14 protein-coding genes are annotated in these 14,639 nt (G+C 69.8%); 11 read left to right on the top strand and 3 right to left on the bottom strand.

Annotated elements, in window-relative coordinates; translation table 11 throughout:
- Positions 1 to 18 precede the first annotated feature (18 nt).
- Together QRN26_RS12465 and QRN26_RS12460 are read left to right on the top strand one after the other, a co-directional pair.
- Complete coding sequence (locus QRN26_RS12465; RefSeq protein ID WP_056012169.1) at positions 19 to 1,386, top strand: M16 family metallopeptidase; 1,368 nt, start codon at positions 19 to 21, stop codon at positions 1,384 to 1,386.
- Positions 1,387 to 1,989: a histidine phosphatase family protein gene (locus tag QRN26_RS12460; RefSeq protein ID WP_285037094.1), complete on the top strand. Its 603-nt coding sequence runs from the start codon at positions 1,387 to 1,389 to the stop codon at positions 1,987 to 1,989. It begins immediately after the preceding gene.
- 65 nt (positions 1,990 to 2,054) lie between these two features.
- Here QRN26_RS12460 and QRN26_RS12455 read toward each other — a convergent pair whose 3' ends face one another.
- Positions 2,055 to 2,522, bottom strand: coding sequence for a GNAT family N-acetyltransferase (locus tag QRN26_RS12455; RefSeq protein WP_285037093.1), 468 nt, complete (start codon positions 2,520 to 2,522; stop codon positions 2,055 to 2,057).
- 47 nt (positions 2,523 to 2,569) lie between these two features.
- Here QRN26_RS12455 and dapB point away from each other — a divergent pair, with 47 nt between their 5' ends.
- Together dapB and QRN26_RS12445 are read left to right on the top strand one after the other, a co-directional pair.
- On the top strand, positions 2,570 to 3,388 hold the full coding sequence (gene dapB, locus QRN26_RS12450) for a 4-hydroxy-tetrahydrodipicolinate reductase (protein ID WP_056781900.1): 819 nt from the start codon (positions 2,570 to 2,572) through the stop codon (positions 3,386 to 3,388).
- A gap of 11 nt (positions 3,389 to 3,399) precedes the next feature.
- Positions 3,400 to 3,822, top strand: coding sequence for a hypothetical protein (locus tag QRN26_RS12445; protein ID WP_369796507.1), 423 nt, complete (start codon positions 3,400 to 3,402; stop codon positions 3,820 to 3,822).
- Between the two features lie 6 nt (positions 3,823 to 3,828).
- On the opposite strand, the gene QRN26_RS12440 is transcribed toward QRN26_RS12445, so the two are convergent.
- Together QRN26_RS12440 and QRN26_RS12435 are read right to left on the bottom strand one after the other, a co-directional pair.
- On the bottom strand, positions 3,829 to 4,719 hold the full coding sequence (locus QRN26_RS12440) for a TIGR01777 family oxidoreductase (protein WP_056012153.1): 891 nt from the start codon (positions 4,717 to 4,719) through the stop codon (positions 3,829 to 3,831).
- Positions 4,720 to 4,757: 38 nt separating this feature from the next.
- Entirely contained in the window at positions 4,758 to 5,183 is a 426-nt protein-coding gene (locus QRN26_RS12435) for an OsmC family peroxiredoxin (protein ID WP_056781902.1), read from the bottom strand.
- 183 nt (positions 5,184 to 5,366) lie between these two features.
- Between QRN26_RS12435 and dapA the strand changes: the two genes are divergently transcribed.
- From dapA to QRN26_RS12400, 7 genes are all read left to right on the top strand, one after another.
- On the top strand, positions 5,367 to 6,344 hold the full coding sequence (gene dapA / locus QRN26_RS12430; protein ID WP_056012147.1) for a 4-hydroxy-tetrahydrodipicolinate synthase: 978 nt from the start codon (positions 5,367 to 5,369) through the stop codon (positions 6,342 to 6,344).
- Positions 6,345 to 6,364: 20 nt separating this feature from the next.
- On the top strand, positions 6,365 to 8,041 hold the full coding sequence (locus QRN26_RS12425) for a ribonuclease J (RefSeq protein ID WP_056012144.1): 1,677 nt from the start codon (positions 6,365 to 6,367) through the stop codon (positions 8,039 to 8,041).
- Positions 8,042 to 8,188: 147 nt separating this feature from the next.
- The gene (locus QRN26_RS12420) at positions 8,189 to 9,181 is read left to right on the top strand and encodes a permuted SH3 domain-containing protein (RefSeq protein WP_285037092.1); all 993 of its coding nucleotides are present in this window, start codon (positions 8,189 to 8,191) and stop codon (positions 9,179 to 9,181) included.
- Positions 9,178 to 9,885: an ABC transporter ATP-binding protein gene (locus QRN26_RS12415; protein WP_285037091.1), complete on the top strand. Its 708-nt coding sequence runs from the start codon at positions 9,178 to 9,180 to the stop codon at positions 9,883 to 9,885. The genes QRN26_RS12420 and QRN26_RS12415 overlap by 4 nt, the downstream gene beginning before the upstream one ends.
- Positions 9,878 to 11,116, top strand: a complete 1,239-nt coding sequence (locus QRN26_RS12410; protein WP_056012136.1) for an ABC transporter permease — start codon at positions 9,878 to 9,880, stop codon at positions 11,114 to 11,116. Before QRN26_RS12415 ends, QRN26_RS12410 begins: the two co-directional genes overlap by 8 nt.
- Positions 11,117 to 11,177: 61 nt before the next feature.
- Positions 11,178 to 11,669 (top strand): GNAT family N-acetyltransferase, encoded by a 492-nt coding sequence (locus QRN26_RS12405; protein ID WP_056782039.1) that lies wholly within the window; start codon positions 11,178 to 11,180, stop codon positions 11,667 to 11,669.
- A 77-nt stretch (positions 11,670 to 11,746) separates the two neighbouring features.
- Positions 11,747 to 14,638 carry an FtsK/SpoIIIE family DNA translocase gene (locus QRN26_RS12400; protein ID WP_285037090.1) on the top strand — a complete coding sequence of 964 codons (2,892 nt, stop codon included), beginning with the start codon at positions 11,747 to 11,749 and terminating at the stop codon, positions 14,636 to 14,638.
- Position 14,639: the final 1 nt, after the last annotated feature.

Below are 14,639 nucleotides of genomic sequence, written 5' to 3'. Positions count from 1 at the left end.
TGACGTATGGTTGGGACGATGAACGCCGCCGTCGACTTTCCGCTCACTCGTCCCGAGCTCGCGTTCACCGCATCCGGGGACGCCCTCGTCCGACGCACGGTCCTGCCCAACGGTCTGCGCATCCTGACCGAGCACATGCCGGGCAGTCGCAGCGCCACGATCGGCTACTGGGTGGCCGTCGGGTCCCGTGACGAACAGCCGGCGACCGCCGATCGTCCGGCGACCTTCGGGTCGACGCACTTCCTCGAGCACCTGCTGTTCAAGGGCACGGCCAAACGGTCGGCGCTCGACATCGCGATCGCGTTCGACGCGGTCGGCGGCGAGCACAACGCGCTGACGGCCAAGGAGCACACCTGCTACTACGCGAAGGTGCGCGACCGAGACCTGCCCATGGCGGTCGACGTCATCACCGACATGCTGACCTCCTCCCTGCTCGACCCCGAGGAGTTCGAGAACGAACGCGGCGTCATCCTCGAGGAACTCGCCATGATGGACGACGACCCGGGGGACGTCGCCAACGAGCGCTTCTTCGAGGGGGTCCTCGGCGAGCACCCACTCGGGCGTCCGATCGGCGGTCGGCCGCAGTCGATCATCGAGGTGGGCCGGGACGCCGTCCTCGCGCACTACCGCGCCAACTACCGGGCGAACGACGTCGTCGTGACGGCGGCCGGTGCGGTCGACCACGACGCCCTCGTCGCGCAGGTCTCGGCGGCCCTCGTGGAGGCCGGTTGGCCTGCGGACGCGGTCGCCGCGCCGGTGCCCCGACGGACGCTCGCGGCGGCGTCCGTCCTCGGCGGACCACCGCTGTCGGTGGTGCACCGACCCACGGAGCAGGTCCATCTGCAGATCGGCGGACAGGGACTCATCGCGGGCGACGAGCGACGGTTCGCCATGAGCATGCTCAACTCCGTCCTCGGCGGGGGTATGTCGAGCCGGCTGTTCCAGGAGATCCGGGAACGACGTGGCCTCGCCTACTCCGTGTACTCCTTCGCGGGCAGCTATTCGGACGCGGGGGTCTTCGGGCTCGCCGCCGCCTGCTCCACGGCGAAGGCCGCGACGGTCGCCGAGCTCATGCTCGCAGAACTCCACCGACTCGCCGAACACGGTGTGACCGACGATGAACTGTCGCGGGCCCTCGGCCAGCTGAGCGGCGCCTCGGCGCTCGCCCTGGAGGACTCCGACTCCCGCATGAGTCGCCTCGGCCGGGCGGAGCTGACGCTCGGCGAGTTCATCGACCTCGACGAGAGCATCCGTCGCCTCCAGCTCGTCGGGCAGGACGAGGTCCAGCAGCTCGCGCAGCATCTCGCTGCGCAGCCCATCACGGTGTCGGCGGTCGGAGCCGTCGACGAGGACACCTTCGCTCCGATCATCGCGGGGGTGCGTTGAATGTCCCATTACCTCTATCTCGTCAGACACGGCGAGCAACAGCATGCGGAGCACGGTCTGCCGGACGGTCCGCTGTCGGCACGTGGCCGGCGGCAGGCTCAGCTCCTCGCCGAACGGCTCGGCGGGGTGCCGATGACGGCCGCGTGGCATTCGCCGTTGCAGCGCGCGTCGGAGACCGCGCAGATCATCGCTGAGCGGATGCCGGCCGTCACACCAGAGCCCTCGTCCCTGCTCTTCGACTGTGTCCCGAGCGGACGCGCGCCGGAGACCCCGTCGGCCTTCGACCCGTTCTTCGGGTCCATCACGGAGGCCGAGGTGGAGGCGGGCGAAGCGCAGATGGCGGACGCCGCCGCCGAGTTCCTGTCACCGAAGCGCGGTGACCATCACGAGTTGCTGATCACGCACAACTTCGTCATCGGCTGGCTGGTCCGCGAGGCCCTGCAGGCCCCGGGCTGGCGCTGGGTGAGCATCAACCAGGCCAACGGCGGCCTCACGGTGCTGCACCAGCGGGCTGGTCGTCCCTGGAGCCTCATCACCCACAACGACCTCGCGCACCTGCCGATGGAACTCCGGACGGGTCTTCCCGAGCCGCACATCGTCTGACCGACCGACGCAGCGGGCGGTCCCGGTCTCCGGGCCGCACCCGGTCGCCGAGCCTGTCGAGGCGCTCAGACGTCCTTCGCGTACCAGTTCGTCGCGTTCGGGTTGTCGTTGTAGGCCGGGACGTCGACGTACCCGCTCGAGCGGTAGAGGCCCCCGGCGGCGGCCAGGGTCGCGTTCGTGTCGAGCACCAGCCGGGTCGCGCCGAGCTCCACCGCGCGCTCCTCGAGTGCCGCCAGCATCGAGCGTCCGTAGCCCTTGCCCCTCGTCGACGGGCGCAACCAGAGGTGCTTGATCTCGAACCGGACGGCGCCGTCCTCGGCGTCGGCGATGCGGCGGACGCCTCCGCACCCGACGGCCTCGTCGTCTGCTCGTGCGACGAGGAAGACGCCGGCGGGCGGGGTGAACATCGCCGGATCCGGGGTGAAGACCCGGTACTTCCCGCCGGTGAACCCGAGCTCGCGGGAGGTGAAGTACTCACCGAGGAGGGTGGCGGCGGGCTCCGTGTCGACGGCGGCGGGGGAGAAGGTCAGCATGCCTCCAGCCTAGGACGACGCCTTCGGGCAGCACGTAAGCTGAGGGCATGACGACACGAGTGGCGCTGGCCGGCGCGAGCGGCAAGATGGGCCGACTGTTCACGAGCATCATCGCTTCACTCGACGACTTCGAGCTCGTCGCCTCGCTCGGATCCTCCAGCGAGCTGAGCGAGATGGACGGCGCAGACCTCGTCGTCGACGTCACGGTCCCCGGCGTCAGTCAACGCATCGTCGACCACGCCCTCTCCCAGGGCATCAACGTCCTCGTCGGCACGAGCGGATGGTCCGCCGACCGCGTCCACCGCCTCGGGCGTCGACTCGCCGAGCTGCCGGACCAGGGGGTCGTGATCATCCCGAACTTCTCCCTGGGGTCCGTGCTGTCGACGAGCCTCGCGACCGTCGCCGCGCGGTTCTTCGACTCGATCGAGATCATCGAGTCCCATCGCGACACCAAGGTCGACTCGCCCTCCGGCACCGCGGTGCGGACCGCCGAGCTGATGATGGACGCCCGGGGCGACCGCGGACCGGTCGCCGCGCCGCACACCGACCAGCGCGCCCGAGGGCAGCAGGTCTCGAGCATCCCGATCCACAGCCTGCGGCTCCAGGGCGTCGTCGCGCGCCAGCAGGTCGTGTTCGGAGGCGTCGACGAGCTCGTCACGATCACGCACGACACCATCTCGCCGGCCTCGTACGAGCGCGGCATCAGGCTCGCCCTCGCGGCGGCACGCGACGCCCGTGGCGTCACCGTGGGTCTCGACAGCCTCCTCGACCTCGGGATCGACCGTCCAGCGCCGGCGGGCGGGCGCGCGGCAGCCGGTGCTCCCGAGCAGGTGTCCGGCCAGGCCGCGGCGGCCAGCACCCTGTGAAGACCCGCGTGATGGTCGCGATCCTCGCGATCCTGCTCGTCCTCTACATCGTCCTCGTCGGGTTCCGTGCCGTCGTCCTCCTCGGCACGGGCGAGCCCGTCGGCATCGCGATGGGCGCGGCGCTCATCGTGCTCCCCGTCGTCGGCGTCTGGGCGCTCTGGCGTGAGATCGCCTTCGGGGTGGGCGCCGAGCGGCTCGGCGTCAGGCTCGAGACCGAAGGAGGGCTCCCACCCGAGCGGGTCGAGACCCGTGAGAGCGGGCGGCCGTTGCGGGACGCCGCTGACGAGCTGTTCCCGAAGTACCGCGACGCAGCCGAGGCTGCACCGGACGACTGGCGCAGCTGGTACCGGCTCGGCCTCGTCTACGACGGGGCGGGTGACCGTCGACGAGCCAGGGCCGCCATCCGGCAGGCGATCCGGCTCGCACGCGACTGACGGCGCTCAGCTCCGCGCGAGCGCCTCGGCCAGGGCGTCCTCGACGGTCGGCGTGCTGAACGTGAACCCGTCCTGCAGGAGTCTGCGGGGCTCGACGCGCTGATCGCTGAGCAGGAGACCGTCCGCGGCGTCACCGAGCAACGCCTTGAGGGCGAATGTCGGAGCCCGCAAAAGGTAGGGCCGGTTCATCCGTCGTGCGAGTTCGAACATGAGGTCGTCCGCTCTGGCCGCCTGTGGCCCGCACAGGTTCACGGGTCCGCTGAGCGAGGAGGTCACGAGGTGGGTGATCGCCCTGACCTCGTCCGCCAAGCCGATCCACGGCCAGTACTGACGACCGCTGCCCAGCGGGCCGGCGAGCCCGAACCGGGTGAGGGGCGCGAGTGGCTTGAGGACCCCGTCGAGGTCGACGACGATGCCGTTGCGCAACAACACCGTGCGGACGGACTCCGGTGCAGCGAGCGCCGACTCCTCCCAGGCCACGACCACGTCGGCGAGGAACCCGGACCCGCGGGTGGACTCCTCCGTCAGCGTCTCGCCCGGGCGGTCGCCGTAGTAACCGACCGCCGAACCGCTGAGGAAGGCCGCGGGCGGCTGATCGGCCCGGTGCATCGCGTCGACGAGGGTGCGGGTGGCGCTGAGGCGCGACCACAGGATCGTCGACTGATAGGCGCGCGTCCACGGGAGCTTGCCGAGCGAGGCGCCGGACAGGTTCACCACCGCGTCGGCGCCGTTCAGCACCGAGGGGTCCAGGGAGCCCGCGAGCGGATCCCACTGGGCCTCGCCCGGCCCGCGGGCAGGACGCCGGACGAGTCGGACGACCTCATGGCCGTCCGACTCGAGTGAGCCGCCGAGTGCGGTTCCGATGAGCCCGGAGGCTCCGCCGATCACGATGCGCATGCGCGTCGCCTTCCTGGTCGTGCTGCGGGGAGGGGAGGTTACGCGAGGCTGGCCTCGAGGGTGATCGGGATGCCGGCGAGCGCCTGCGACACGGGGCAGCCGTCCTTCGCCGCTGCGGCGATGCGCTCGAAGTCCGCCTCCGAGATACCGGGGACGACAGCGCTGACGAGGAGGTGGCTGCCGGTGATCCCGGTGCCGGGGATGAAGGAGACGGCAGCGGTCGCCTGGATGCGCTCCGGCGGGAACCCGGCGGTGGTGAGCTCGTTCGCGAAGGCCATCGAGTAGCAGGAGGCGTGCGCCGCTCCCAGCAGCTCCTCCGGGGTGGTGGTCGTGTTGGAGCCCTCGGAGCGGGCCTTCCAGTCCACGGCGAACTCCGCGGCCTCCGAGGTGTCGAGACTCGTGTGCCCTGAACCTTCGAACAGCGTGCCGTTCCAGACCGTCGTCGCTTCGCTCGTTACCGCCATGGTGTGACCTCCATCGTCGTCGGGCCGTGCAGGAGTGCATCGGCGCGGGTACTCGTGGGTCAGCCTAACCGGATCGACCCGCGCGGACACCCGGTCGACGGGACGCTCCAGGTGTGCTCCCAGCCCCGCGTCGGGACCCCTCCGGTGGTGACCCCGGAGGGGGAAACCCGGTAGCCTGAGACCGTGTCGCGTGCAGAGAACCCCTTCGGTCAAGTCCTCGTCGCCCTGGTGACGCCGTTCACCGCCGACGGCGAGGTGGACTGGAAGGCCGTCGAACGACACATCGACGACGTCGTGACCGCGGGTGCCGACGGCATCGTCGTCACCGGCACCACCGGCGAGACGTCCACGCTGACGGACCCGGAGAAGATCAAGCTCGTCGAGGTCGGCAAGGACGTCGCAGGCGGGCGCGCGAAGATCATCACGGGTGGCGGATCGAACGAGACGGCGCACGCGATCGAACTCGCGAAGAAGAGCGCGCAGGCTGGCGCCGACGGCAACATGATCGTCACCCCGTACTACAACAAGCCGACCCAGGCCGGTGTGCTCACGCACTTCCGCATGATCGCGGATTCCACCGATCTGCCGGTCATCCTCTACGACATCCCCGGGCGCACCGGGATCCCCATCACCTACGAGACGATCCTCCGCGCCGCGAAGCACCCGAACATCCTCGCCGTCAAAGACGCCAAGGGCGACCTCAGCGAGGTCAGCCGCGTGATGAACCAGACGGACCTCATGTACTTCGCCGGAGACGACGCCAACGCGTTGCCGACACTCGCCATCGGCGGCACCGGCCTCATCGGCGTCACGGCGAACATCGCCCCGACGCCCTACCGACACATGATCGACGCCGTGAACGCCGGCGACCTCACCGCGGCCACCGCGGCGCACCGGCAGCTCGAGCCCCTCGTGCGCGCGGTCATGACCCACGTACCCGGCACTGTCGCCGCCAAATACATCTTGCACGGCCTCGGCCGGATCCAGAGCCCGCGGGTGCGTCTTCCGCTGGTCGGTCCGGAAGAGTGGGAGGCCGCGCAGATCGAGGATGAGATCGACCTGGTGAAGGACATCCCAGGCGTCGACTTCCGCAACTTCCGGCCAGACCGCAACGCCGCCGCCGGTGGCGCGCTGCCCAAGGTCGCCGGTACGACTCGCTAGACAAACCAGAGGGGGGCTACATGCCCAATACCATCATCGATCCGCCAGTCCTCGAACCGGGGACGCTCCGCGTCATCCCCATCGGAGGACTCGGCGAGATCGGCAGGAACATGACCTGCTTCGAGATCGACGGCAAGATCCTGATCGTCGACTGCGGCGTGCTCTTCCCCGAGGAGCACCAGCCGGGCGTCGACCTGATCCTGCCCGACTTCACCTCCATCAAGGACCGGCTCGACGACATCGTCGGCGTCGTCCTCACGCACGGTCACGAGGACCACATCGGTGCCGTCCCGTACCTCCTGAAGCTCCGCAAGGACATCCCGCTGATCGGCTCCGGGCTGACGCTCGCGCTCATCGAGGCGAAGCTCAAGGAACACCGCATCGTGCCCTACACCCTTCCCGTGAAGGAGGGGCAGATCGAGGCACTCGGTCCGTTCGACCTCGAATTCGTCGCGGTCAACCACTCGATCCCCGACGCCCTCGCGGTCTTTATCGACACCGACGCCGGAACGGTGCTCGTCACGGGCGACTTCAAGATGGACCAGCTGCCGCTCGACGGCCGCCTGACCGACCTCCGTGCCTTCGCACGCCTCGGCGAGGAGGGTGTCGACCTCTTCCTCGTCGACTCCACGAACGCGGACGTCCCCGGGTTCACGCCGCTCGAGCGGTCGATCGGCCCGGTCCTCGACCAAGTCATCGCGAAGTCCGAGCGACGCGTCATCGTCGCGAGCTTCTCGAGCCACGTCCACCGTGTCCAGCAGGTCCTCGACGCGGCGCACGCCCACGGTCGCCGGGTCGCGTTCCTCGGTCGTTCGATGGTGCGCAACATGGGCATCGCCGCCGACCTCGGGTACCTCAACGTGCCGGAGGGGCTGCTCATCGACTACAAGAAGGCGAAGGACCTCCCCGAGGACAAGATCGTCTACATGTCGACCGGGTCGCAGGGTGAGCCCATGGCCGTCCTCAGCCGGATGGCGAACCTCGACCACGCGATCGAGCCGGGCCCGGGCGACACCGTCATCCTCGCCTCGAGCCTGATCCCGGGCAACGAGAACGCGGTCTACCGGGTCATCGACGGCCTGACGAAGCTCGGCGCCAACGTCGTCCACAAGGGCAACGCGAAGGTGCACGTCTCCGGGCACGCTGCCGCCGGCGAGCTGCTCTACTGCTACAACATCCTGCAGCCGAAGAACGTGCTCCCGGTCCACGGCGAGTACCGTCACCTCGTCGCCAATCAGAAACTCGCCATCGACAGCGGCGTCCCCGCCCAGAACACCTTCATCGGTGAGGACGGGATCGTCATCGACCTGAAGGACGGCGTCGCGAAGGTCGTCGGCCAGCTCGACGTCGGCCTCGTCTACGTCGACGGCTCGACGGTCGGCGAGATCACGGACGCCGACCTCAAGGACCGCCGCATCCTCGCCGAGGAGGGCTTCATCTCGGTCATCGTCGTCGTCGACTCGAAGACGGGTCACATCATCTCCGGTCCCGAGGTCCACGCCAAGGGGTTCGCCGAGGACGACAAGGTCTTCGCCGACATCAAGCCGAAGGTGGCGAAGGCCCTCGCCGAAGCCGCCGAGAACGGGGTCCGCGACACGCACGCGTTGTCGCAGGTCATCCGTCGGACCGTCGGACGCTGGGTCAACACCTCGTTCCGGCGCCGTCCGATGATCGTGCCGCTGGTCATCGAGGCCTGATCGGTCCGTCGGGTCCAACCGACGCAACCCGCCAGGAGGCGGTCGGACATCATTCGCGAGGGTGATGCCGGCCGCCTTCCGCGTTGCTACCGTGGAAGCTCCTATGGCCGCTCGTCACTCCGACTGCGGTGGATTCCGGAGGTCGGCGTGGGCGTTGTCCGCACCTGGGTGTTCCCCATTCTGAAACTGCTCGTCTTCGCCGCGATCGCGGTCGCCCTCGTGAAGGTCGCGTTCTTCCCGGACGCGCCCGCCGAGGAGAGGCCGACGCAGCCGACCGGGAGTCTCGTGGAGCCGGAGGTGCAGGCGGCACTCGGCACCGTGGTCAACACCGTCTCGGTGGAGGGCCAGGTCGTCGCCGATCCGGCCAGCACCGCCAAGTCGACGGTCGCCGGCACGGTCGACGAGGTGTTCGCCGCCAAGGGTGCCGTCCTCGCCGAGGGCGACCCCATCCTCGACGTCAAGACCATCGACGAGGAGGGCAAGGAGCGGTTCGTGCAGGTCACGGCCCCCGTCGCCGGGACCCTCGGCAACGTCAAGCTGATCCACGGCCAGTCCGTGCAGATCGGCGACGCCGTCGCCCAGGTCTCGCCGGCGACGTTCTCGATCACGGGTTCCCTGAGCGCCGACAAGCAGTACCGCCTGCTCACCATCCCGGGTGAGGCGACGGTCACGATCAACGGTGGCCCGGCCCCGTTCGTCTGCCCGGCGGTCCGCGTCACGACACCGACCACCGGTGGAGACGACGAGGAGCCGGCCGCTGGCGGCGGCACGGGACAGACTCCGGGGGCCGCCGGTACCTCGGTCACGTGCGCCGTGCCCGGTGACGTCCGGGTCTTCGCCGGACTCGCAGCGACGATCGAACTCGCGGGCGGGACCGCGGAGAACGTACTCGTCCTCCCGACGACCGCGGTCAAGGGTTCCGCGGGCACGGGGACCGTGTGGGTCGTCGGCGCGGACGGCGCGCAGGAGGAGCGTCCCGTCACACTCGGCCTGAACGACGGGCAGCAGGTCCAGATCGTCGACGGCCTCGCCGAGGGCGACTCCGTGTTGCAGTTCGTGCCCGGTGCCGTCGCCCCCGTCCCCGAGGGGTGCACGACGCTGCCGGACGGCAGCATGAGCTGCGAAGGGTCGGTCGGGTGACCCTCCTCGAACTCCGCGGGGTCACCAGGGTCGTCCAGATCCCCGACGCCCCGCCCTTGACCATCCTCGACGGCGTCGACCTCGAGGTGCACGAGGGGGATCGGGTCTCGATCGTCGGGCGCTCGGGTTCGGGGAAGTCCACGCTGCTGAACCTGCTCGGCCTGCTCGACAAGCCGACCTCGGGCTCCCTGGTCTTCGACGGTCGTCCAGCCGAGCGGCTCGGTTCCGGAGCGCGGGACCGCCTTCGCGGCGCCCAGATCGGCTTCGTCTTCCAACAGTTCAACCTCCTGCCCGGCCGGACGGCGCTCGAGAACGTCACGACACCGTTGCTGTACGCGAGCGGGCGGTCCTTCTGGCGTCGCCGGGAGATCGCGGCGGCGATGCTCGAACGGGTCGGGCTCGGCGACCGACTCGACGCGATGCCCACGAAGCTGTCCGGCGGTGAGCAGCAGCGTGTCGCGATCGCGCGGTCGCTCGTCCGCGGCCCCCGCCTGATCCTGGCGGACGAGCCGACCGGAGCCCTCGACGTCGAGACCGGCACCTCCGTCATGTCGCTGCTCGACGAGGTGGCCACGTCGACAGGGGCCGCACTCGTGACGATCACCCACGACCGCGCGATCGCGAGGCTCGCGACGACGCATCACCGCCTCGACCACGGCGTCCTCACGCCGGACGAGGAGTTGGAGGCGGCGGCGGATGTCTAGGATCCTCACCTCGATCGTCGGAGCCGTCGTCGAGGCGGCGCAGGAACTGCGCATCCATCGCGGTCGCGTCATCCTGTCGCTCATCGGTGTCGGCGTCGCCGTGTGCGCCCTCACGAGCATGGTCGGCATGTCGTCGCTCGCCGCTCAGGCGCAGACCGAGTCGCAGGAACGCTACGGCGGACGGCCGGCCACGCTCATGGCGTCCGCCTACAGCACCGGCACCGGACAACCCGACCCGGAGGCATTCGTCACCGCGGTCCACGAGCTGGCCGACCGCTACGACATCGAGTACGTCTCGCAGTCCGGCAGCCTGCAGCTGAACGTGCAGTTCGCCGACGGCACCGTGCCGGTGACGTCGACCGTGGTCGACGTCCCGTACGGCGAGATGCACCGCATCAGGCTCGACGAGGGCACCTGGTTCCAGGCGGACGACGGCGAACGCCTCGCGCCGGCGGTCGTCGTCAACCCCGCGTTCTGGCAGCGCCTCGGCTCGCCGCCCATCGAGTCGCACCCGACGGTCACGATCCACGGGGAGCGCGCGATCACGGCCGTCGTCGTCGGGGTGTACGCGAGCAACGAGTGGGACACCGAACCGCAGCTGTCGATCCTGCCGGCCGGCGTCACGGCGATCGGACCGGTGTCTGGCGCCGACGAGGCGGCCGGCCAGTCCGGCCAGCTTCCCCAGTTCGAGTTCTGGGTCCCGAACGCCGACGCCGAAGCGTTCACCCAGCGGATCCAGTCCGACCTGCGCGCCGAGCTCGGTGACGCGTACGGGGTCGACGTCTTCCGCAACGACTTCGGGCAGACGGGGGAGGACCCGTTGTTGTCGCTCAAGCTCGTGGTGGGCGCGGTCGCGGGGCTCATCCTGTTGCTCGGTGCGCTCGGGCTCATCAACCTCTCGCTCGTCACCGTCCGCCAGCGGATCCGCGAGATCGGCATCCGTCGCAGCTTCGGCGCCACGGCGCCACGTGTCTTCTTCGCGGTGATGATGGAGAGCGTCGTCGCCACCTTCGTCGCGGGCGTCATCGGCGTGATGGTGGCGGTGGCCGTCGTGAAGAGCCCGATCGTCGAGCAGTTCATCGGGCAGGGGCTCGTGACGGACTTCCCGCCGTTCCCGGTCGAGGCCGCGGTGCTCGGGCTCGTCAGCGCCACCGCCGTCGGTGCCATCGCCGGCCTCCTCCCGGCGCTCGTCGCCGTCCGGGTGAAGGTGATCGACGCGATCCGGTACTGACGACGGCTGCTGGCTCCCTCGCCGACATCTGCTCGAAACACCGGTGGCGTACCATCCGTCCATGGCGGTCTACTCGATCCGCGACGCCGCGGCGGAAGATGTGCGCGTGCTCACCGACATGATGGTCGAGGCGGCGAACTGGAGCGCCGCCGGGTTCCGGACCAGGGCGGCCGTCCTCGCCGACACGCAGCACACCCGGTACGTGCACGGCTGGCGCCGCCCCGGCGATGCCGGCGTCATCGCCGAGACGCAGGAGGGCGCGGTCGTCGGTGCGTCGTGGTTCCGGTTGTTCCCCGCCGACACCCCCGGGTTCGGTTATGTGGCCCCCGGTGTCCCGGAGCTCATCCTCGGGGTCAGTCCGATCCACCGGGCCCAGGGCCTCGGCCGCCAGCTCCTGCAGGCGACGGTCCTGCTCGCCAGGGCCGCCGGGTATCAGCGCATCAGCCTCAGTGTCGAGCGCGCCAACCACGCCGTGGCCCTGTACCGCTCCGAGGGGTTCACGACCCTCGACCGCCGGGGCACGCGCGACACGATGGTCCTGAATCTCCGCTGACCGCCAGGGGCCGCGCGGATCGTGGACACCCCGACAGCTTGCCGGGCTGCGTCGGTGGCGACGAGTACCGTGAACCCATGGCCGCACGTTCCAACTCGACCAGCCGTTCGCGCAGCGCTTCGCCGCCGAGTGGCGCCTCGTCGCGCACCACCAGCACGAAGTCCGCCACGAAGGCCACTCCGAAGTCGGGTGCGTCGGCCACGAAGCAGCAGAAGACGGTCGCCTACCCGGCCGCGGAGGAGCAGCGCAGCATCGTCACCTCGGTGTGGCTCGGCCTCGCGCACGGCGTGGGTGGTGCCGTCAGGGCGCTCGGTCCCGAGCGCATCGCCAAGGAGGACCGCCGCGACGGCTTCCCCTTCCTGCTCTTCCTGCTGGCGGTCACCGGTGCCGTGGTCGAGTGGTTCGGTGCGGCCGACCCGATCGCGCAGACGTTCGACGCCTGGTCCTTCGGTGGGCTGTTCGGCCGACTCGCCTTCGTGCTCCCGGTCATCATGATCGTGTTCGCCGTGTGGCTGTTCCGGCACCCGGCGTCGGTCGACGACAACGGGCGGATCAGCATCGGCCTCGGGCTCCTCCTCATCAGCATCTCGGCGCTGTGCCACATCCACGGAGGGCAACCGAACCCCAGCCAGGGCCTCCCGGCGCTCGCGCAGGCCGGTGGCCTCCTCGGCTGGATCCTCGGTGCGCCGCTCGCCGCCGTCATCACGCCCATCGGTGCGACGGTCCTGATCTCCCTCCTCATCCTCCTCAGCCTGTTCATCGTCACGAAGACGCCGCCGAACCGCGTCGGTGCGCGGTTCCGGCAGTTCTCCGCGTGGATGTTCGGCGAGCAGCCGGAGGCCGAGCAGGAGGAGACCCCGGCCGAGACGAAGCGCTCGCGCACGAAGCGTCTGGACGACCTCGACGAGGAGCCGGACGAGCCGGCGGCCCTGCCCTGGTGGCGCCGGAACACGAGCCGCCGCGAAGACGATCCGACCTTCGAGGATCCGCTCATGGGCGACAACATGACCGAGCTCCTCGGCCTCGACAAGCCGAGTGGCGGCTTCGACTCGCCGATCGAACCGGTCGCCACGCCTGCGCCGTCGCCGAAGTCCGCGCCGATCCACGACGCGTTCGGCTCGGAACTGCTCGGCGACCTCGAGGCGGCGGAGAGCGCCGTCAAGCGGTTCAACACGGGCGAGATCAAGCCGCAGACCGGCCTGCACGACGACAGCATCCCCGGCGCGACGGAGGTCATCGAAGACCTCGACCCGGCCCTGCTCGGCGCACCCGACCAGATCGACTTCTCGGCACGTCCGCTCGCGCAGAGTCACGACGAGACGCCGTACCGCCTGCCGTCCGCCGGAACGCTCGCGGCGGGGGAGCCCGCCAAGACGCACAGCGCCGCGAACGATGAGGCGGTCGCCGCGATCACGAGCGTCCTCGACCAGTTCGGTGTCGACGCGAAGGTCACCGGCTTCTCCCGCGGCCCGACGGTCACCCAGTACGAGATCGAGCTCGGCCCGGGCGTGAAGGTCGAGCGCGTGACGGCGCTCAGCAAGAACCTCTCCTACGCCGTCGCCTCGAACGAGGTGCGCATCCTCTCGCCGATCCCGGGCAAGAGCGCCATCGGCATCGAGATCCCGAACACCGACCGCGAGATCGTCACCCTCGGCGACATCCTCCGCTCGACGGCCGCGACGAACAGCAACCACCCCATGACCATCGGCGTCGGCAAGGACGTCGGCGGCGGGTACGTGGTCGCGAACCTCGCGAAGATGCCCCACCTCCTGGTGGCCGGGTCGACCGGTTCGGGCAAGTCCGTGTTCGTGAACTCCATGATCACCTCCCTGCTCATGCGCGCGAAGCCGAGCGAGGTCCGGATGGTCCTCATCGACCCGAAGCGTGTGGAGCTCGCCCCGTACGCAGGCGTCCCGCACCTCATCACGCCCATCATCACGAACCCGAAGAAGGCGGCGGAAGCGCTGCAGTGGGTCGTGAAGGAGATGGACATGCGCTACGACGACCTCGCGAGCTTCGGGTACCGGCACATCGACGACTTCAACAAGGCGGTCGTCGCCAACGAGATCGTGCTTCCCGCGGGGAGCGAACGCGTGCTCAAGCCGTACCCGTACCTGTTGGTCGTCGTCGACGAGCTCGCCGACCTCATGATGGTCGCCCCTCGCGACGTCGAGGACTCCATCGTCCGGATCACCCAGCTGGCCCGTGCCTCGGGAATCCACCTCGTCCTCGCGACGCAGCGACCCTCGGTCGACGTCGTCACGGGGCTCATCAAGGCCAACGTCCCGTCGCGGCTCGCCTTCGCCGTCACGAGCGTCACCGACTCCCGGGTCATCCTCGATCAGCCGGGTGCCGACAAACTGATCGGTCAGGGCGACGCCCTGTTCCTCCCGATGGGCGCGAACAAGTCGATCCGCGTGCAGGGCGCCTGGGTCGGCGAGAACGAGATCCAGCGGGTCGTCGAGCACGTCACCAATCAGGCGCGACCCGAGTACCGCAAGGACGTCCAGGCCGTCGCCGAGCGCAAGGAGATCGACGCGGACATCGGCGACGATCTGGAGCTGCTGCTCGCGGCCGCGGAGCTCGTGGTCTCGACCCAGTTCGGTTCGACGTCGATGCTGCAGCGGAAGTTGCGGGTCGGCTTCGCGAAGGCCGGCCGGCTGATGGACCTCATGGAGTCGCGGGAGATCGTCGGCCCCTCGGAGGGCTCGAAGGCTCGCGACGTGCTCGTGACCGCGGAGCAGCTTCCGGGCGTCCTGGCGCGCCTCCGTGGTGAGGACGACGGTTCAGCGGCGGCCCCCGTGTCCGCCCCTGCGGTGGCTGCGGCGGCAGCACCCGCCACGGCGGCGGCTCCGGCGACGGCGGCCGACCCCTACGGGCCGGACGCCGTCGAGGCGCAGTTCCAGGACTATCCTGAGGTCGAGGGCGGTTCTGACGACGACGCCTGGAGTCTCACCGGTCGGGAGTAGA

It is taken from the genome of Plantibacter sp. ME-Dv--P-095, assembly GCF_030209365.1.
In the GTDB taxonomy this organism is placed as follows: domain Bacteria; phylum Actinomycetota; class Actinomycetes; order Actinomycetales; family Microbacteriaceae; genus Plantibacter.
Note: the sequence above shows the minus strand (reverse complement) of the source record. Positions and strands in the feature narration are given on the sequence as shown.